The organism is Streptomyces pathocidini (genome assembly GCF_001418495.1).
In the GTDB taxonomy this organism is placed as follows: Bacteria; Actinomycetota; Actinomycetes; order Streptomycetales; family Streptomycetaceae; genus Streptomyces; species Streptomyces pathocidini.
The window spans coordinates 1-17,962 of the sequence record NZ_LIQY01000005.1 but is presented as its reverse complement, the minus strand read 5'-3'; the positions used below and the strand labels follow the sequence as shown (position 1 = coordinate 17,962).

General features: G+C 71.4%; 17 protein-coding genes. 9 read left to right on the top strand and 8 right to left on the bottom strand.

The genetic code is table 11. The features are described from left to right. Positions 1–172: 172 nt before the first annotated feature. The 4 genes from AOK16_RS00410 (at position 173) to AOK16_RS00395 (ending at position 2,270) form a co-directional block, all read left to right on the top strand. The gene (locus AOK16_RS00410; RefSeq protein ID WP_079100900.1) at positions 173–643 is read left to right on the top strand and encodes a nuclear transport factor 2 family protein; all 471 of its coding nucleotides are present in this window, start codon (positions 173–175) and stop codon (positions 641–643) included. A 134-nt stretch (positions 644–777) separates the two neighbouring features. Further along, a complete protein-coding gene (gene folB, locus AOK16_RS00405) occupies positions 778–1,137 on the top strand; it encodes a dihydroneopterin aldolase (protein ID WP_055470173.1) in 360 nt (119 codons plus the stop codon). Then, positions 1,134–1,727 (top strand): 2-amino-4-hydroxy-6-hydroxymethyldihydropteridine diphosphokinase, encoded by a 594-nt coding sequence (gene folK, locus AOK16_RS00400; RefSeq protein ID WP_055470172.1) that lies wholly within the window; start codon positions 1,134–1,136, stop codon positions 1,725–1,727. Before folB ends, folK begins: the two co-directional genes overlap by 4 nt. 57 nt (positions 1,728–1,784) lie before the next feature. Continuing rightward, positions 1,785–2,270, top strand: coding sequence for a DUF3180 domain-containing protein (locus AOK16_RS00395; protein ID WP_055470171.1), 486 nt, complete (start codon positions 1,785–1,787; stop codon positions 2,268–2,270). On the opposite strand, the gene folE is transcribed toward AOK16_RS00395, so the two are convergent. The 6 genes from folE to dacB all read right to left on the bottom strand — a co-directional run bounded on the left by folE (position 2,257) and on the right by dacB (position 9,973). Beyond that, on the bottom strand, positions 2,257–2,862 hold the full coding sequence (gene folE / locus AOK16_RS00390) for a GTP cyclohydrolase I FolE (protein ID WP_055470170.1): 606 nt from the start codon (positions 2,860–2,862) through the stop codon (positions 2,257–2,259). The two genes, AOK16_RS00395 and folE, sit on opposite strands and share 14 nt — an antisense overlap. Positions 2,863–2,969: 107 nt before the next feature. Further along, a complete protein-coding gene (gene ftsH, locus AOK16_RS00385; RefSeq protein WP_055470169.1) occupies positions 2,970–5,000 on the bottom strand; it encodes an ATP-dependent zinc metalloprotease FtsH in 2,031 nt (676 codons plus the stop codon). A gap of 271 nt (positions 5,001–5,271) precedes the next feature. Further along, positions 5,272–5,811, bottom strand: a complete 540-nt coding sequence (hpt, locus tag AOK16_RS00380) for a hypoxanthine phosphoribosyltransferase (protein WP_055470175.1) — start codon at positions 5,809–5,811, stop codon at positions 5,272–5,274. Positions 5,812–5,907: 96 nt separating this feature from the next. Then, positions 5,908–6,996: a tRNA lysidine(34) synthetase TilS gene (tilS, locus tag AOK16_RS00375; RefSeq protein ID WP_055470168.1), complete on the bottom strand. Its 1,089-nt coding sequence runs from the start codon at positions 6,994–6,996 to the stop codon at positions 5,908–5,910. Positions 6,997–7,256: 260 nt separating this feature from the next. After that, positions 7,257–8,402: a zinc-dependent metalloprotease gene (locus tag AOK16_RS00370; RefSeq protein WP_055470167.1), complete on the bottom strand. Its 1,146-nt coding sequence runs from the start codon at positions 8,400–8,402 to the stop codon at positions 7,257–7,259. Between the two features lie 110 nt (positions 8,403–8,512). Next, on the bottom strand, positions 8,513–9,973 hold the full coding sequence (dacB, locus tag AOK16_RS00365; protein ID WP_240483302.1) for a D-alanyl-D-alanine carboxypeptidase/D-alanyl-D-alanine endopeptidase: 1,461 nt from the start codon (positions 9,971–9,973) through the stop codon (positions 8,513–8,515). 140 nt (positions 9,974–10,113) lie between these two features. On the opposite strand from dacB, the gene AOK16_RS00360 reads away from it, so the two are divergent. After that, positions 10,114–10,608, top strand: coding sequence for an inorganic diphosphatase (locus tag AOK16_RS00360; protein ID WP_055470174.1), 495 nt, complete (start codon positions 10,114–10,116; stop codon positions 10,606–10,608). A gap of 122 nt (positions 10,609–10,730) precedes the next feature. Next, positions 10,731–12,497 (top strand): threonine/serine exporter family protein, encoded by a 1,767-nt coding sequence (locus AOK16_RS00355; protein ID WP_079100898.1) that lies wholly within the window; start codon positions 10,731–10,733, stop codon positions 12,495–12,497. Between the two features lie 131 nt (positions 12,498–12,628). On the opposite strand, the gene AOK16_RS00350 is transcribed toward AOK16_RS00355, so the two are convergent. Further along, positions 12,629–13,345, bottom strand: a complete 717-nt coding sequence (locus tag AOK16_RS00350) for a DedA family protein (RefSeq protein ID WP_055470164.1) — start codon at positions 13,343–13,345, stop codon at positions 12,629–12,631. 185 nt (positions 13,346–13,530) lie between these two features. Between AOK16_RS00350 and AOK16_RS00345 the strand changes: the two genes are divergently transcribed. Beyond that, the gene (locus AOK16_RS00345; RefSeq protein ID WP_055470163.1) at positions 13,531–13,899 is read left to right on the top strand and encodes a YbjQ family protein; all 369 of its coding nucleotides are present in this window, start codon (positions 13,531–13,533) and stop codon (positions 13,897–13,899) included. An 88-nt stretch (positions 13,900–13,987) separates the two neighbouring features. Here the strand turns inward: AOK16_RS00345 and AOK16_RS00340 are convergent, their stop codons facing one another. Beyond that, positions 13,988–14,746: a MerR family transcriptional regulator gene (locus tag AOK16_RS00340; RefSeq protein ID WP_055470162.1), complete on the bottom strand. Its 759-nt coding sequence runs from the start codon at positions 14,744–14,746 to the stop codon at positions 13,988–13,990. 140 nt (positions 14,747–14,886) lie between these two features. Between AOK16_RS00340 and AOK16_RS00335 the strand changes: the two genes are divergently transcribed. Continuing rightward, positions 14,887–16,242, top strand: a complete 1,356-nt coding sequence (locus AOK16_RS00335; protein ID WP_055470161.1) for a chloride channel protein — start codon at positions 14,887–14,889, stop codon at positions 16,240–16,242. Between the two features lie 144 nt (positions 16,243–16,386). Next, positions 16,387–17,817, top strand: a complete 1,431-nt coding sequence (gad, locus tag AOK16_RS00330) for a glutamate decarboxylase (protein WP_055470160.1) — start codon at positions 16,387–16,389, stop codon at positions 17,815–17,817. Positions 17,818–17,962 lie beyond the last annotated feature (145 nt).

Sequence of the window (17,962 nt, the reverse complement as noted above, 5' to 3'; positions counted from 1 at the left end):
GGGTCCTCGCCGGCGAGGACGGCGGTGCGCCGCCACCCGCGCGGGAACGGGACGCGGCGACCGCCGCCGTCTCCGCCATCGCCGCCCGCGAGGGTGCCTGGGCCGTACGGGTCCACGAGGTGCGGGCGACGGCCGACGCGGTGCGGGTGGCCCGCGCGGTCGAGGGGAAAGCGTGAGCCCGGCCCGTACGGACCAGGAACTGGTCGAGCAGGCCAACACGGCTCTCTACGAGGCCATGGAGCAGGGCGACTTCGAGGCCCTGTCGGGGATGTGGCTGGAGGGCGACGTCAGCTGCGTACACCCGGGCTGGCCGGTGCTGCGCGGCCACAGCGAGGTGCTGCGCTCGTACGCCCTGATCATGGCGAACACCGAGTACATCCAGTTCTTCCTCACCGACGTCGAGGTCTCGGTCGTGGCCGACACCGCGCTGGTGACCTGCACCGAGAACATCCTCAGTGGCGGCCCCGCCGAGGAGGAGGGGGAGCTGGGCCCGCTCGTCGGCCAGCTCGTCGTGGCCACCAATGTGTTCCGGCGCACAGCGGACGGCTGGAAGGTGTGGTCTCATCACGGCTCACCGGTCCTCGCGGACACCCAGGACGAGGAGGACGGCGAGGGCGAGGGCGGCAAGACGGCCGGCCTCTGAGGCCCCTGCCGGTTCCGCAACCAACCCTGTGCGCGGGCCCTGTCGGTGCTCGCAGGTAGATTCGAATCATGCGTGATGCCCCGCCTCGGCCGGTCGCGCGCCCGTAGCCACCACAACCAGCAGGAGTGATTCGCGTGGACCGTGTCGCGCTGCGAGGTCTGAAGGCCCGTGGACACCACGGCGTGTTCCCGCGGGAGCGCGAGGAGGGCCAGATCTTCGTCGTGGACCTGGTGCTGGGCCTGGACACCCGCCCCGCGGCCTCCGGCGACGACCTCGCGAAGACCGTGCACTACGGAGTGGTGGCCGAGGAGGTCGTGGGAATCGTGCGGGGAGAGCCGGTCGATCTGATCGAGACGCTCGCCGAGCGGATCGCCGAGCAGTGCCTGAAGCACGAGGCGGTCCAGGAGGTCGAGGTCGTGGTCCACAAGCCCGAGGCCCCGATCACCGTGCCCTTCGACGACGTGACCATCACCATCACCCGGAGCCGAGTATGAGCGCCAGCGACCCGACCGTGCAGCCCGTGCCCGCCTCGGTGGTCCAGCAGGTGGACGCCGCGGATGTGACGCTCAGCAACCCCAAGCGCGCCGTCATCGCCTTGGGCAGCAACCTCGGCAACCGGCTGGAGACCCTGCAGGGAGCGGTCGACGCGCTGGAAGACACCCCGGGCGTACGGGTCAAGGCCGTGTCCCCGGTCTACGAGACCCAGCCCTGGGGTGTCGAACCGGGCTCCCAGCCCGCCTATTTCAACGCCGTGGTCCTGGTCAAGACGACCCTGCCGCCGTCCTCCCTGCTGGAGCGGGGGCACGCGATCGAGGAGGCCTTCGAGCGCGTACGGGACGAGCGCTGGGGCCCGCGGACGCTGGACGTCGACATCTTGGCGTACCAGGGCGTGGTCTCCGACGACCCGGTGCTCACGCTGCCGCACCCCCGGGCGCACGAGCGGGCCTTCGTACTCGTGCCGTGGCACGACGTGGACCCGGAGGCTGAGGTGCCGGGGCGCGGGGCGGTGACGGAGCTGCTGGCCGGCGTGGGGCGCACGGGCGTCGAACCGCGCGCCGACCTGGAACTCCGGCTGCCCGAGTAGTCGTTAGGCTCCTCGGAGGGTACGGGCGAGAGGCGCCGGCGCGAGGAGAGGGAGCCAGTGAAGCAGCTGCGGATCCGAGTGCTGTTCGGACTGTTCGCCGTGGCCGGGGTGCTGGCCTGGGCCGGAGCCCGGCTGTGGGACACCTTCGGCACCCTGCCGCGCGTGCCCGTGGCGGCGCCGATCGTGCTCGGGGCGATCGCCGCCGTGCTCGCCGCGACTGCCCTGGCCATGCGCGCCCGGTTCAAGGCCCAGCGCGAGCGGCAGCCGGACGCCAAGGGCGTCGACCCGTTGATGGCCGCCCGAGCGGTCGTTTTCGGCCAGGCCAGCGCGCTGGTGGCGGCGCTGGTGGCCGGGATGTACGGCGGGACGTTCGTGTTCCTGCTGCTGGACGGCCTGGACGCCGGGCCGCGCCGGGACCAGGCGATCTACGCCGGACTCTCGGTGGTCGCGGGGATCGCCGTCGTGGCGGCCGCCATCTTCCTCGAGCGGGTGTGCAAGCTGCCCGAGGACGACGACAACGACCAGGCGCTCAGCGCGCCATGATGAGGCTCATCGCCTCGGACCGGGTCGCCGAGTCCCGGAGCTGACCGCGGACGGCCGAGGTCGTGGTCTTTGCGCCCGGCTTGCGAATGCCCCGCATGGACATGCACATGTGCTCGCACTCGACCACCACGATCACACCGCGCGGCTCGAGTATCTCCATCAGCGAATCGGCGATCTGCGTGGTCAGCCGCTCCTGCACCTGCGGGCGCCGGGCATAGACGTCCACGAGCCGGGCGAGCTTCGACAGCCCCGTGATCTTCCCGTCCGCCGACGGGATGTACCCGACGTGCGCCACCCCGTGGAACGGCACCAGGTGGTGCTCGCAGGTGCTGTAGACCTCGATGTCCTTGACCAGCACCATCTCGTCGTGGCCGAGGTCGAAGGTGGTCGTCAGCACCTCCTCGGGCCGCTGCCACAGCCCCGCGAAGATCTCCTTGTACGCACGCGCGACCCGGGCCGGAGTCTCGAGCAGCCCCTCGCGGTCCGGGTCCTCACCGACAGCGATGAGCAGCTCCCGAACGGCGTTCTCGGCCCGCTTCTCGTCGAACTCGCCGATGCGGCCCTCGCCGTCCAGCGTCACCGGGTCGGTCATCTGTGCCTCGATCCTCGTACGTGCCTGCCTGCGCAAGGCCGAAAGCCGCGCCCCCTCAGGTTAGAACCCGAGGAGGCGCGGCTTTCATTCCGGGGCTGGGCCCGCCATCAGCTGTCCGAGCCGGGCTCCTCGGGGAGCTCGACCTTCTTGTCCGTGGACACAGGAGCCGCGCCCGAGCCCGGCTGGGCGCCGTTGGCCATGGTCAGCTCCTTCGGCGAGAGCACCGGTGGACGGGTGGAGGGCGTCCGGCGCGAGGAGCCCGTCCAGGCCGGGCGCGCCGGCCGCTTGACGATGCTCGAGAAGACCTCGGCGATCTCCTCCTTGCCGAGCGTCTCCTTCTCCAGCAGCGCGAGGACGAGGTTGTCCAGAACATCCCGGTTCTCGACCAGGATCTCCCAGGCCTCGTTGTGCGCGGCCTCGATGAGCTTCTTGACCTCCTCGTCGACCAGCGCGGCGACCTCCTCGGAGTAGTCGCGCTGGTGAGCCATCTCACGGCCGAGGAAGGGCTCGGAGTTGTCGGAGCCGAACTTGATCGCCCCGAGCCGCTCGGTCATGCCGTACTGCGTGACCATCGCGCGGGCCGTGGCCGTCGCCTTCTCGATGTCGTTCGCGGCGCCCGTGGTCGGGTCGTGGAAGACCAGCTCCTCCGCCGCGCGGCCGCCCAGCATGTACGCGAGCTGGTCGAGCATCTCGTTGCGCGTGGTGGAGTACTTGTCCTCGTCCGGCAGGACCATGGTGTAGCCGAGCGCTCGGCCCCGGGACAGGATGGTGATCTTGTGCACCGGGTCGCTGTTCGGAGAGGCCGCCGCGACCAGGGCGTGACCGCCCTCGTGGTACGCGGTGATCTTCTTCTCCTTGTCGCTCATGATCCGGGTCCGCTTCTGCGGGCCGGCCACGACGCGGTCGATCGCCTCGTCCAGGAAGTGGTTGTTGATCAGCTTCGCATCGCTGCGCGCGGTGAGCAGCGCGGCCTCGTTGAGGACGTTGCTCAGGTCCGCACCGGTGAAGCCGGGGGTGCGGCGGGCGACGGCCGACAGGTCGACGTCCGGGGCGACCGGCTTGCCCTTCTGGTGGACCTTGAGGATCTCCAGACGGCCCTGCATGTCCGGGCGGTCGACGGCGATCTGCCGGTCGAAGCGGCCGGGGCGCAGCAGCGCCGGGTCCAGGATGTCGGGCCGGTTGGTGGCGGCGATCAGGATGACGCCGCCCTTCACGTCGAAGCCGTCCATCTCGACGAGCAGCTGGTTCAGGGTCTGCTCACGCTCGTCGTGCCCGCCGCCGAGGCCCGCGCCGCGGTGCCGGCCGACTGCGTCGATCTCGTCCACGAAGACGATCGCCGGGGCGTTGGCCTTGGCCTGCTCGAACAGGTCGCGGACCCGAGAGGCACCGACGCCGACGAACATCTCGACGAAGTCGGAGCCGGAGATCGAGTAGAACGGGACGCCCGCCTCGCCCGCGACGGCGCGCGCGAGCAGCGTCTTGCCCGTTCCGGGCGGGCCGTACAGCAGCACGCCCTTGGGGATCTTGGCGCCGACGGCCTGGAACTTCGCGGGCTCCTGCAGGAACTCCTTGATCTCCTGGAGCTCCTCGACCGCCTCGTCCGACCCGGCCACGTCCGAGAACGTGGTCTTCGGGGTGTCCTTGGTGATCAGCTTGGCCTTGGACTTCCCGAAGTTCATGACCCGGGAGCCGCCGCCCTGCATCTGGTTCATCAGGAACAGGAAGACGACGACGATCAGCACGAACGGCAGCAGCGAGAGCAGCACGCCGACGAATGGGTTCTGCTTCGACGGCGAGACCGTGTACCCGTCGGGCAGCGTGCTCTTGTCGTTGTCGTTGGTCTTGGCCTGGAGGTCCTGGGCGAGCTGGGCACCCTGGTCCCCGATGTAGCTGGCCTGCAGCTTGTTGCTGCCCTCGACCTTGGTGCCGTCCTTGAGTTCGACCTTGATCTTGTTCTCGTCGCCGGTCGTCAGCTCGGCGGACTGGACCTTGTTGTCGGCGATGGCCTTGACGACCTGACCGGTGTCCACCGTCTTGTAGCCGCCGGACGAGCCGACGACCTGCATCAACACGACCACGGCGAGGACGGCCAGCACGATCCACATGACCGGCCCACGGAAGTAGCGCTTCACGTCCATCCATACGGGGCGCCGTGCGCCCCGTCCCTCCTGCCACAGTGAGGCACGACAGTCCCTGCTGGAACCGTCTGTGCGTAACGGTGTATTACCCGACCTATTCGAGTCCGACCTTCGGACCGTACCCCAGCATTGTCACCCGACGCCGCCCCGCACGGTTACCGAAACCGGTCTTCCCCTGCTCCAACGGCCGAAGACCGCCGGACGTTCCCGCGGCTCCCCACGGGTTTCCGGCAGTATCGCCCACTGGGCCGGGGCGGGGGGACCGCTCGGGTCAACCGCCGTAGACGTGCGGGGCGAGCGTGCCCACGAACGGCAGGTTGCGGTACTTCTCCGCGTAGTCCAGGCCGTAGCCCACGACAAACTCGCTGGGGATGTCGAAGCCGACGTACTTCACGTCGATGGCGACCTTGGCGGCCTCCGGCTTGCGCAGCAGCGTGCAGACGTTGAGCGAGGCCGGGCCGCGCGAGCTCAGGTTGGACAGCAGCCAGGACAGCGTCAGACCGGAGTCGATGATGTCCTCGACGATCAGCACGTCCTTGCCCGCGATGTCGGTGTCGAGGTCCTTGAGGATCCGGACGACACCGGAGGACTTGGTGCCCGCGCCGTACGAGGAGACCGCCATCCAGTCCATCGTGACCGGGTTCGACAGCGCACGCGCCAGGTCGGCCATGACCATCACCGCGCCCTTGAGGACACCGACGATGAGCAGGTCCTTGCCCGCGTACTCCGCGTCGATCTTCGCGGCCAGTTCGGCCAGCTTCGCGTCGATCTCTTCCTTGGTGATGAGCACCGACTGCAGATCGGTGCCCATGTCCTTGTCGTCCACCCGTGTCACTCTCGGTTGTCCCAGCGCGCCCACTGCGTACGGCTCGTGGCGTACGCACCCGGTGCGGCCGAGGGGTTCGGCTCAGTGTTCGGCGGCGGCCTCGTCGCGCCGCCGAATCACCAGACTGCCACACCGGCGGTGGACCTCGACCCGCCCGGGGAGATTGATGACTCCCTGGCCGCGCCAGCCGGTGATCAGCCGGTCGACCTCTTCGATGTGCTTGGCGAACAGCGAGCCGGGCGGTGAACCCACGGCAATGGCGGCCCGGCGCAGTACGCGGCGGCGGACGGCGGGCGGGAGCGCGTAGAGCTTGGCGGTGTCGAGAGCCGCGGAATCCTCGCCTCCGTCGGCCGCGTCCGCGCGCACGGTCCGCTCGGCGTCGGCGGCCCAGGCATCGAGCGCGTCGGCGTCGTCGCGGGAGAGCTGGGCGGTGCGGGCCAGGGCCTCGATGACGCCCTTGCCCAGCGACTTCTCCAGGGCGGGCAGGCCTTCCTGGCGGAGCCGGGAGCGGGTGTAGGCGGGATCGGTGTTGTGCGGGTCGTCCCAGACGGGCAGGGACTGGACGAGGCAGGCCTTGCGGGCGGTCTGCCGGTCGAGGTGGAGGAAGGGGCGACGGTAGCGGCCGTGGGCGCCGGAGACGGCGGCCATGCCGGACAGCGAGCGCGTGCCGGAGCCACGGGCGAGGCCCAGCAGTACGGTCTCGGCCTGGTCGTCGCGGGTGTGGCCGAGCAGCACCGCGGTGGCGCCGAGCCGCTCGGCGGCCTCGTCGAGGGCGGCGTAGCGGGCGTCGCGGGCCGCGGCCTCGGGGCCGCCCTGGCGGCCGACGGTCACGGCGATGGTCTCGACGGGGTCGAGGTGGAAGGCGCGGAGCCGGGCGGCGACCTCGGCGGCGCGCTGGCCGGAACCCGACTGGAGGCCGTGGTCGATGGTGATCGCGCCGGCGCGGACGTCGAGCTTGGGGGCTTCGAAGGCGAGGGCGGAGGCGAGCGCCATCGAGTCGGCGCCGCCGCTGCAGGCGACGAGGACGAGGGGGCGCCGGGCGGGTACGGAGCCGGACCGCCGCCGGGCTTCGGGGCCGGCCGGGACTCCGGCCGACTCTTGGTTGAGCACGTCGTGCAGCACCCGGCGTACCGCCAGGCGTATCGCTGCGACCGCTGGATGGGGACCCATGTCCGCTTCACTTCCTCGGAGGCCGGGGCGGGGCCCTTCGGGCGAGGGCCTCAGCCGCGGCATGTCGATGACGACTTCTCAGGCTTCTCAGGCGCGGCCTTCATCACACTGAGTGTGTAGATGGTGACAGAGACGAGCCGTTACCCGAGCATCGCACGCCAATCCTGGGCCCAGGGTCCCTCAGAAGGGTGATTGGAGGGGCGTACTCGCGCCTGGAACGCGCCCCTTTCACCACTCTCCCTTACGGTGCCCCCTCGGCTTTACTGTGCACCCTCGGCTTTCCGGTGCACCCGCGCGATCCAGTCGGCCGGTTTGGCGATCTCCGCTTTGGTGGGCAGCGTGTTGGGCGAGGTCCAGACCCGGTTGAAGCCGTCCATGCCGACGTGGTCGACCACCGACCGTACGAACCGCTCTCCGTCGCGGTACTGGCGCAGCTTGGCGTCGAGGCCGAGGAGCTTGCGCAGCGCCTGGTCGAGGCGGCCGGCGCCGCTGGCCCGGCGCTTCTGGAACTTCTCACGGATCTCGGCGACGGACGGGACGACCTGGGGCCCGACGCCGTCCATCACGTAGTCGGCGTGGCCCTCCAGGAGCGACATGACGGCGGTGAGGCGGGCCAGGATCTCGCGCTGGGCGGGCGTCTGGACCAGCTCGACGATGCTGCGGCCGCCACCTTCGGGGTCCGCGCCCTCCGGCCGGTTGCCGGTCAGGGACTGGGCGGCCTCGCGCAGCCGCTCCAGGAGGGTTCCCGGGTCGACCTCGGTCTCGCCGAGGAAGGACTGGATCTCGCCCTCGATGTGGTCGCGCAGCCACGGGACGGCGGTGAACTGGGTGCGGTGGGTCTCCTCGTGCAGGCACACCCAGAGTCTGAAGTCGTGCGGGTGGACGTCGAGTTCGCGCTCGACGTGGACGATGTTGGGGGCCACCAGGAGGAGCCGGCCGCCGCCGTTCTCCCCGGCGGGCAGGTCGCGGCTGGGCGGGGCGAAGGTCTCGTACTGGCCGAGGACGCGGGAGGCGAGGAAGGACAGCAGCATCCCGAGCTCGACGCCGGTGACCTTGCCGCCGACGGCACCGAGCACGGCGCCGCCCGGGCTGGTGCCGCGGCGCTCCTGCATCTTCTCCAGCAGCGGCTTGAGGACCTCGCGGAACCCGGCGACGTTGGCCTTGACCCAGCCCGCCCGGTCCACGACGAGGACCGGTGTGCCGTGGGTGCCGGGGGCGGAGCCCGCCTCGGCCAACCGGGTGAAGGACCGCACGTGCTCCTCGGAGGACTTCGCGTGCCTGCGCAGCTCGGCCACGACGGCCCGCGCCTCGTCCCGGCTGACCTCGGGTCCCGGCCGCACGAGCCGGGACGCGGTCGCCACCGCGAGGTTCCAGTCGACCATCTCCGCACCACCGATGCTCGTCATGACTTCACGGTACGTGGTGTGCCGCGCCGACGGAGTGGAGTTGCCCGGCCGGCCGGGGACGCGCGGAGGCCGGACCCGCGCCGCCCGGCCGTTCCCGTCGGCCGTGGGCGTCAGCGGCAGCCGCAGTTGGCGACCATGGCGGCGAGCCGGTCCAGGGCGTTCTGGGCCCCGTTGGCGTCGGTGGACTCCGAGGTCATGAAGGCGAACGCGAGCAGCCGGCCGTCCGCGTCCACGACCGTCCCGGCGAGGGTGTTCACGCCGGTGAGGGTGCCCGTCTTGGCGCGGACCACGCCGGTGCCGGCCGGGGCCTCGGCGTAGCGGTTGCGCAGGGTGCCGCTGAAGCCCGCGACCGGCAGCCCGGTGAGGACCGGCCGCAGTTCGGGGCGGCGGGGGTCGGCGGAGCGTACGAGCAGTTGGGCGAGGAGGGCGGCGGAGACCTTGTCGTCGCGGTTGAGGCCGCTGCCGTCGGCGAAGTGCGCGCCGCCGAGCGGGAGTCGCAGCTTCTTCAGCCGGGCCTCGACGGCGCGGCCCCCGCCGTCGAAGGAGGCGGGCTGCCGCTCGGCGATCGCGGTCTGCCGGGCGAGGGCCTCGGCGATGTCGTTGTCGCTGTCGGTCAGCATGCGCTCGACGATCGCCGACAGGGGTTGCGACTTCACCGAGGCGACCTTGTCGGCCTGGGGGCTCGCGGCCGTGCGGTGCGGCTCGCCCCCGACGTCGACGCCGCGGTCGCGGAGCCGATCGGCGAAGGCGCGTGCCGCGTCGGCCGCGGGGTCGGTGGCGCGCGGGGCGGGTCCCCGCGCGCTGTCGTCGAGGCGGCCCTCGTCGGCCATCAGGGAACTCACGGGCGCGATGTTCTCGTTGGGACCGATGGGGTGCTGTTCGGGGCCGCTGTAGAGGGATGTGTCGTAGGAGAGCGTGACCTTCCGCTTGCCGTCGCCCTTGAGGGCGCGCGCGGTCCGCTCTGCCAGCGTGCGCAGGCTCGCGGGGCCGTCGGCGCCCTCCGGGTCGCGGGCCGTGAGGGTCGGGTCGCCACCGCCGACCAGCACGAGCTCGTCGTCGGTCGCGCCCTTGACCACGGCTGTCTCGAGGCGGTGGCCGGGGCCCAGCGCGTCGAGGGCCGCAACAGCCGTGGCGATCTTGACAGTTGAGGCGGGGACGGCCGCGTCGCCCGCGCCCGATCCGTACAGCTCCTTGCCTGTCGCGGTGTCCACGACGGACGCCGCCGTGCGGGTGCCGAGGGAGGGGTCCTTCAGCAGCGGCGCGAGGGCATCGGCCAGGCCGCTGCCGGTCGGCGGCGGTACGGGGTCGGGCGACCGCGTCGCCGGGGCCGCGCCGATCGCGGCGAGTACGTCGGGGGCGAGCGGAGGGCCGCCCATCGGGCCGGTCCTGCCCGACCGTCCGCCACCGCTGCCGCTGCCGTGATCCGCGCCACCCGTGCGGCTCTGGGCCGCGGCGAGCTCACGCTCGGCCGTACGCTGGCCGGAGTCCCACGGCCCCGCCGCCGTCACCGCTCCGGCCGCGATGGCCAGTCCGACCAGCGCGGACGCCACCGGCAGTCGCCATGCCGGCACCGCCCGCCACCGTTCCACGGCCCACCTGAACTGCCCCGATCCGGCCTCGGGCACCTGGGACCAGCCCCTTTCGCCACCACACACCTGCGTGAGGGACACTTAATCACCCGAAGTATGTGCTGATCATGGAGGAGCCACCCGTGGAGTTCGACGTCACCATCGAGATCCCGAAGGGTTCGCGGAACAAGTACGAGGTGGATCACGAGACCGGCCGTATCCGCCTGGACCGTCGACTCTTCACCTCGACCAGCTACCCCGCCGACTACGGCTTCGTGGAGAACACCCTCGGTGAGGACGGCGATCCGCTGGACGCGCTGGTCATCCTGGACGAGCCGACCTTCCCCGGCTGCCTCATCAAGTGCCGCGCGATCGGCATGTTCCGGATGACGGATGAGGCCGGCGGCGACGACAAGGTGCTGTGCGTGCCGGCGTCCGACCCGCGGGTCGAGCACCTGCGGGACATCCACCACGTGTCGGAGTTCGACCGCCTGGAGGTCCAGCACTTCTTCGAGGTCTACAAGGACCTGGAGCCGGGCAAGTCCGTCGAGGGCGCGACCTGGGTCGGCCGTACCGAGGCCGAGGCCGAGATCGAGGCCTCCGTCAAGCGGCTCGAGGCGCAGGGCGGCAGCCACTGAGTGGTCCTCTGACCGCTCACTGAGCAGCGGTCCTCGTCAACGGGCGGGCGGTGCACCCTGGGTGGTGTGCCGCCCGCCCGTTGTACGGGGGACCTGGTGGGCGGCGCGGGTGGGCATACGGCATGGTGGGCAGGGGCGCGGAGCGGGGAGGCCCTTCGGGGAGAGACCTTCGAGAGGAGGAGCGGAGGAACGTGGCCAGGGACACCACGGGCACGCCTCCCGGCAGGGGCCGGGGCGGCACCGCCGGGCCGGAGCCGGAGGCCCCGGAGGACCACAAGCCCCCGTCGGACGAGGCGCACAGCGCGTTCACGCCCCCCTCGGGGCTGCCGCTCCCGCCATCTCCCGAGGACGAGCACCCGTCGTCGGAGTTCGCCGTGCCGGAGGGGCTCCTGGCCGAACTCGGCACCGAGACCGAGGGGTCGGCGTTCGCCCCGCCGGGCGGACAGGCCCCGGCGCCCGCGTCCACCCCTCCGGGCGGCCTCCCCAAGGTCCGGCTGGTCAAGGAGGCGCCGTGGCAGGACCGGATGCGCACGATGCTGCGCATGCCGGCCGGCGAGCGGCCCGTCCCGGAGCGCACCCAGCGGCACGAGGAGGAGGGCGGCCCGGCGGCGCCGCGCGTGCTCGACCTGACGCTCCGGATCGGCGAGTTGCTGCTGGCGAGCAGCGAGGGGGCCGAGGACGTCGAGGCGGCGATGTTCGGCGTCGCGCACGCCTACGGCCTCGAGCGGGTCGAGCCCACGGTCACCTTCACGCTGCTGTCGGTGTCGTACCAGGCCTCGCTGGTGGAGGACCCGGTGACGGCCAGCCGGACCGTGCGGCGGCGGGGCACCGACTACAACCGGCTCGCGGCGGTCTACCAGCTGGTGGACGACATCTGCTCGGACGACGTCGAGGTGACCCTGGAGGAGGCCTACCGGCGGCTCGCGGAGATCCGGCGCAACCGGCACCCCTACTCCAAGGGCGCGCTCACGGTGGCCAGCGGCGCGCTGGCGGGCGCGGCGAGCCTGCTCGTGGGCGGTACGTGGCTGGTGTTCTTCGCGGCCGCGATCGGCGCGATGCTCGGCGACCGACTGGCGTGGCTGGCGTCCAAGCGCGGGCTGCCGGAGTTCTACCACTTCGTGCTGGCGGCGATGCCGTCGGCGGCGATGGGCGTCGCGCTGGGCCTGGCCCACGCGGACGTGAAGGCCTCGGCGGTGATCACGGGTGGGCTCTTCGCGCTGATCCCGGGGCGGGCGCTGGTCGCGAGCGTCCACGACGGTCTCACCGGCTACTACATCACCGCGGCGGCCCGCCTGCTGGAGGTCTGCTACCTGATCGTCGGCATCGTGTGCGGCGTGCTGACCGTGCTGTACGTGGGCGACCAGCTGGGCGCGCAGCTGCGGCCCGAGGAGGAGCTGGGCGGCACCCAGCGGCCGATCACGCAGACGCTGGCGGCGATGCTGCTGGCGCTGGCCTTCTGCGTACTGCTCCAGCAGGAACGTCACACCGTGCTGGTGGCCACGCTGAACGGCGGGGTCGCGTGGGTCGTGTTCGGTGCCATGCACTACACGGGCGGCATGAACCCGGTGGCCTCGACGGCCGCGGCGGCGGGTCTGGTGGGGCTGTTCGGGCAGCTGATGTCGCGCTACCGGTTCGCGTCGGCCCTGCCCTATGTCACGGCCGCGATCGGTCCACTGCTGCCCGGTAGCGCCACGTACTTCGGTCTGCTCGGGCTCGCGCAGGGCAGCACGAACACGGGGGTGGAGTCGCTGACGAAGGCGGCGGCGCTCGCGCTGGCCATCGCGATCGGGGTGAACCTCGGCAGCGAGATTGCCCGTCTGCTGCTCAAGGTCCCGGTCCCGGCCGAGGTCCCGGAACGCCGCGCAGCCAAGCGGACGCGCGGCTTCTGAGCCGGGACGTTTCTACGGCCGGGACGTTTCTACGGTCGGACATTTCCACGGTCGGACCGGGCCCCGGCGTGACGTACACCGGGGCTACGGCTCGGGGTTACGTGCTCGGGGGGGCGGCTCGGGTTGCGCGGTCAGCGCTTGGCGTGGCGGCCGCGCTGGGGGCCCTGGGGCTCGCCCGGGCCTGCCGGGGCAGCGCCCGAGTCCTGGGGGCCGTCGTTCCGGGGCTTGCCGGACTTACGGGCGCGGAGGTACTCGATCACGATCGGGACGACCGACAGCAGCACGATCCCGACGAGAATCGCCTCGATGTTCTCGTGCACGAAGTCGATCTGGCCGAGGGCCGCTCCCAGCAGCGTGACCCCGGCGCCCCACGCCAGACCCCCGATGACGTTGAACGTGATGAACGAGCGGTAGTTCATCCGGCTCACACCGGCAATGATCGGCGTGAACGTGCGCACGATCGGCACGAAGCGGGCCAGGACGAGCGACTTGGGGCCGTGCTTCTCGAAGAACTCGTGGGCCTTCTCGACGTTCTCCTGCTTGAACAGCTTGGAGTCCGGGCGCTTGAAGAGCGACGGCCCGACCTTGCGGCCGAAGAGGTAGCCGACCTGGTCACCCAGGACCGCGGCGACGACGATCAGCAGGCACACCAGCCACAGCGGGTAGTGCAGGTACTGGTCCGTGGCCACCAGCAGGCCGGTGGTGAACAGCAGCGAGTCGCCCGGCAGGAAGAAGCCGATGAGCAGGCCGGACTCGGCGAAGACGATGGTGAGAATGCCGATCAGACCGAAGGTCTGGATCAGATAGTCCGGGTCCAGCCAGCTGGGGCCGAGCGCAAGGGTGGTCACGGTTGACAGGCTCCTGGGTCGTGGGCGCAGGCACAAGCGGGGCCCGGCCACAGGCGGGGCTGGGGTATGGCTGCCCAAAACTATCAACGCCGACGGGCACCGTCGGGTTCCAGAGCCTGGTGCGGACGCGCACGGGGTGCGCCGTGGCGTTCGTCACGTGATCCTTTCGGGAGGAGGTGGGTGCGATGGGTATCGACGAGTACGGCGGCGGTCCTGGAGAGCAGTCGGACATCCTGGTGGTGACCACGAACGACGTGCCGGGCTTCCATGTCCAGCGGGTGATCGGCGAGGTCTTCGGTCTGACGGTGCGCTCCCGCCACCTGGGCAGCCAGATCGGCGCGGGCCTGAAGTCCATGCTCGGCGGGGAGCTGAGAGGGCTGACCAAGACCCTGGTCGAGACCCGGAACCAGGCCATGGAGCGGCTGGTCGAACAGGCCCGCGCCCGTGGCGCCAACGCGGTGCTGATGATGCGCTTCGACGTGACGGAGGCCGCGGACGTGGGCACGGAGGTGTGCGCGTACGGCACGGCCGTGGTGCTGACCCCGCAGTCCTGAGGCGGGTGCGGGGCCGGCACGGTCCACCGCGGCGCGGCGGCGGACGAGGTCATGCGTTGCGGACGCGGTCGCGTGTTGCCGCGCGCGATTACGCGTTGCGGGCGGCGTTGGCGATGAAGGCCTCCTTCAGGTACGCGGCGAGGCCCGGCCTGATCTGCTCGTACGTGGACCTGAAGCGCTCGTCGGCGACGTACATCTCGGCGAGACCGGTGTGGATCTCGTACGTGCAGTCGTAGAAGTTCCGGGTGATCTGCTGCCGGTGCTGTTCGGCCAGTTCCATGGCCGACTCCGAGTCGGGGGCCACCTCGGCGTCCATGAGGGCCACGAAGGCATGGGTGTTGCCCGCGCCCTCGGCCTTGATGCGCAGCCAGTCCTCCTTGGTGTACGAGGCGGCCCTGCGCGTGGACTGGCGGTACGGCTCGGTGTCGCCCCAGCGCGCCAGCGACTCCTCGGCGTACTGGTCCGGGTCGTACTCTCCGAAGACCTCGAACTTCTCCTCGGGCGAGAGGTTGATGCCCATCTTCCGTGCCTCCATGGCGTGTTCGACGGCTGCGGCCATCTGCTGGAGCTTCTCGATCCGGTCGGCCAGCAGGCGGTGCTGGCGCCGCAGGTGCTCTTGCGGGTCGGCGTCCGGATCATCGAGCAGGACCGCGACTTCTTCGAGGGGGAAGCCGAGCTCCCGGTAGAACAGGATCTGCTGCAGCCGGTCGAGGTCGGCGTCGTCGTACCGCCGGTGGCCCGCGTGGCTGCGGCCGCTCGGGGAGAGCAGCCCGATCTCGTCGTAGTGGTGCAGGGTGCGCACGGTGATGCCGGCGAAGCCCGCGACCTGTCCCACGGAGTAACTCATCGCTTCCGCCCGCGCTTTCTCATCAGGCTCGTCTGGGGTGGTCGGGTGTGCGCTGCCCAGCCTGAGCCCTCACGCCACGTGAGGTGCAAGGCTCGAGTTTCTGTCACGTTTCACACCTTTCACCCCTCTATGGTGTGGCGGTGGTCACGGATTCCTCAGCCTCCGCGCAGCCCGCCGCCCTCGGTCCGCGGACACTGCTGCGGCTGACGGTTCCGGCCCTGGTGGTCGGGGTCGCCGCGAGCCTGGTGCTGATCGGGGTCGACGCGCTGGCCGGGCGGCTCGAGGACGCCCTGTGGCACTCGCTGCCGGCGGCGCTGGGGATCGGCGGCTGGTCCGCGGGCTGGATGCTCGCGGTGCTCACCGCCACCGGGCTGGTCGTGGGTCTGGTCGTCTGGAAGATCCCCGGCCACGCGGGACCCGACCCGGCGACCACCGGGCTCGTCGAACCACCCATCCCCGTGGCGGTCGTGCCCGGGCTGCTGCTCGCGGCGGCGCTGGCGCTCGGGGGCGGGGTCAGTCTGGGCCCGGAGAACCCGATCACCGCGGCCAACATCGCCCTCGCGTACTGGTTCGGCCGCAGGATGGCCCCCGGCTCCCCCGCCGACCTGTGGGTGTCCCTGGCCGGCGCGGGCACCATCGGGGCGCTGTTCGGCACGCCCGTGGCGGCCGCGCTGATCCTCACCGAGACCTTCGTCGGCCGGTCCGCGCCGACACCGGGCGGCCCCACCCAAGGCCCGGACCCAGGCACTGCCCAAGGCCCGGACCCAGGCGCCGAGAAGGGCCAACCCTCGCTCTGGGACCTGCTGTTCGCCCCTCTCGTGGCGGCGGGCGCCGGTGGCATCACGACCGTGCTGATCGCCGAGCCCAGCTTCGACCTGAATCTGCCCAGCTATCCCGGTCCCCACTACGGGGACATCCCGGCCGCCCTGCTGATCTCCTCGGCCGGCGCACTGCTGGCCCTGGCCGCGGTGTACGCGTTCCCCTACACCCACCGGGCCTTCCAGCGGCTGGGGCACCCCGTACTGATGGTGACGGCCGGCGGTGTGCTGCTGGGTCTGCTCGGCGTCCTGGGCGGCCATCTCACCCTCTTCAAGGGCCTGAGCGAGGTCCGGGAGCTGGCGGCCGACCCGCAGAAGTGGTCGGGGGGCGAACTCGCGCTGATGGCCGTGGTGAAGCTCGCCGCGATGATCCTCGCGGCCACCTGCGGCTTCCGCGGCGGACGGATCTTCCCCTCGGTCTTCGTGGGGGTCGCCCTCGGTCTCTGCGCCCACGCGGTCGCGCCGGAGGTGCACCTCACACTCGCCGTGGAGTGCGCGGTGCTCGGCGTCCTCATGGGGGTCACCCGGCAGGGCTGGCTGAGCCTGTTCACGGCCGCCGTGCTCGGCCCGGAGGCCGCCGTGCTGCCCGTGCTGTGCGTGGCCTCGCTGCCCGCCTGGCTCATCGTCACCGGCCGGCCGCTGATGCAGCTGGGCCGGGACGGCAAGTCCCTGCGCTGAGGCGAGCGCCCTCCGCGCGGATGGCCGGGCTCGGCCTCCACGCGCAGCAACGGGGCGCGCCGAGTGGGCGGTATGCCCGTATCGTCGCGACCGGAGGGGACCGTGGCCGTGAGCGTTTCCGAGGGCTGAGAGGGCGTCGCCGACATGTCGCTGCACAAGGGTCCGCGCACCGGCGGCGCCGAGCCGGACGGTCTGTCGATGAACCCCTTCTTCGGCCCGGCCGACCCGGTCGGCGGGATGGCCGAGGCGCCCCCGCGCCACCGGCTGCCCGACACACCGATGGCTCCGCACGCGGCCTTCCAGATCGTCCACGACGAGCTGATGCTCGACGGGAACTCCCGGCTGAATCTGGCCACCTTCGTCACCACGTGGATGGAGCCGCAGGCGGGCCGGCTGATGGCACTGTGCCGGGACAAGAACATGATCGACAAGGACGAGTACCCGCGCACCGCCGAGCTCGAGCGACGCTGTGTGGCGATGCTCGCCGACCTGTGGAACGCACCCGACCCGGGCCAGACCGTGGGCTGTTCCACGACCGGGTCGAGCGAGGCCTGCATGCTGGCGGGCATGGCGCTCAAGCGCCGCTGGGCCCGGCGCGCGGCCACGCGGAAGGAGGGAGGGCGCTACCCGGAGGGCGCCCGCCCGAATCTCGTGATGGGCGCGAACGTGCAGGTGTGCTGGGACAAGTTCTGCAATTTCTGGGAGGTCGAGGCGCGCCAAGTCCCCATGGAGGGCGGCCGGTTCCACATCGACCCGCAGGCGGCGGCGGAGCTCTGCGACGAGAACACCATCGGCGTCGTGGCCGTCATGGGCTCGACCTTCGACGGCTCCTACGAGCCGGTGGCCGAGGTGTGCGGGGCGCTGGACGCCCTCCAGGAGCGGTCCGGCCTCGACGTGCCCGTGCATGTGGACGGCGCGTCCGGTGCGATGGTCGCCCCGTTCCTGGACGAGGAGCTGGTCTGGGACTTCCGGCTGCCGCGGGTCGCCTCGATCAACACCTCCGGGCACAAGTACGGGCTCGTCTACCCGGGCGTGGGCTGGGCGCTGTGGCGGACGATCGACGACCTGCCGGAGGATCTCGTCTTCCGGGTCAACTACCTGGGCGGGGACATGCCCACCTTCGCGCTCAACTTCTCCCGCCCGGGGGCGCAGGTCGCCGCGCAGTACTACACGTTTCTGCGGCTGGGCCGGGAGGGTTACCGGGCTGTCCAGCGGACGGCCCGGGACGTGGCCCGTTCGCTGGCCGAACGGATCAACGCGCTGGGTGACTTCGAGCTGCTCACCCGGGGCGACGAGCTGCCGGTCTTCGCCTTCACCACCGCCCAGGACGTCAAGAACTTCGACGTCTTCGACGTCTCCCGGCGGCTGCGCGAGCGCGGCTGGCTCGTCCCCGCCTACACCTTCCCGCCCAACCGCGAGGACCTCTCCGTGCTCCGCGTGGTCTGCCGCAACGGGTTCACGGCGGACCTCGCGGACATGTTCCTCGGAGACCTGCGCGAGCTTCTGCCGGAGCTGCGCGACCAGATCGCGCCACTGGACCGCCCGGCGGCCGTGGCCACCGCGTTCCATCACTGAGATCGCTGAGATCACTGAGACTGCTGACATCACCGAGATCACCGAGCCCCCCTCGGCGCGGGCGCCCCCGTCAGGCGCCGTGCACTTCTTCTACACCGCTCCCCTTCGATCAGTTCCACCCCGCGAGAACGCCCCGCTCCCCCGC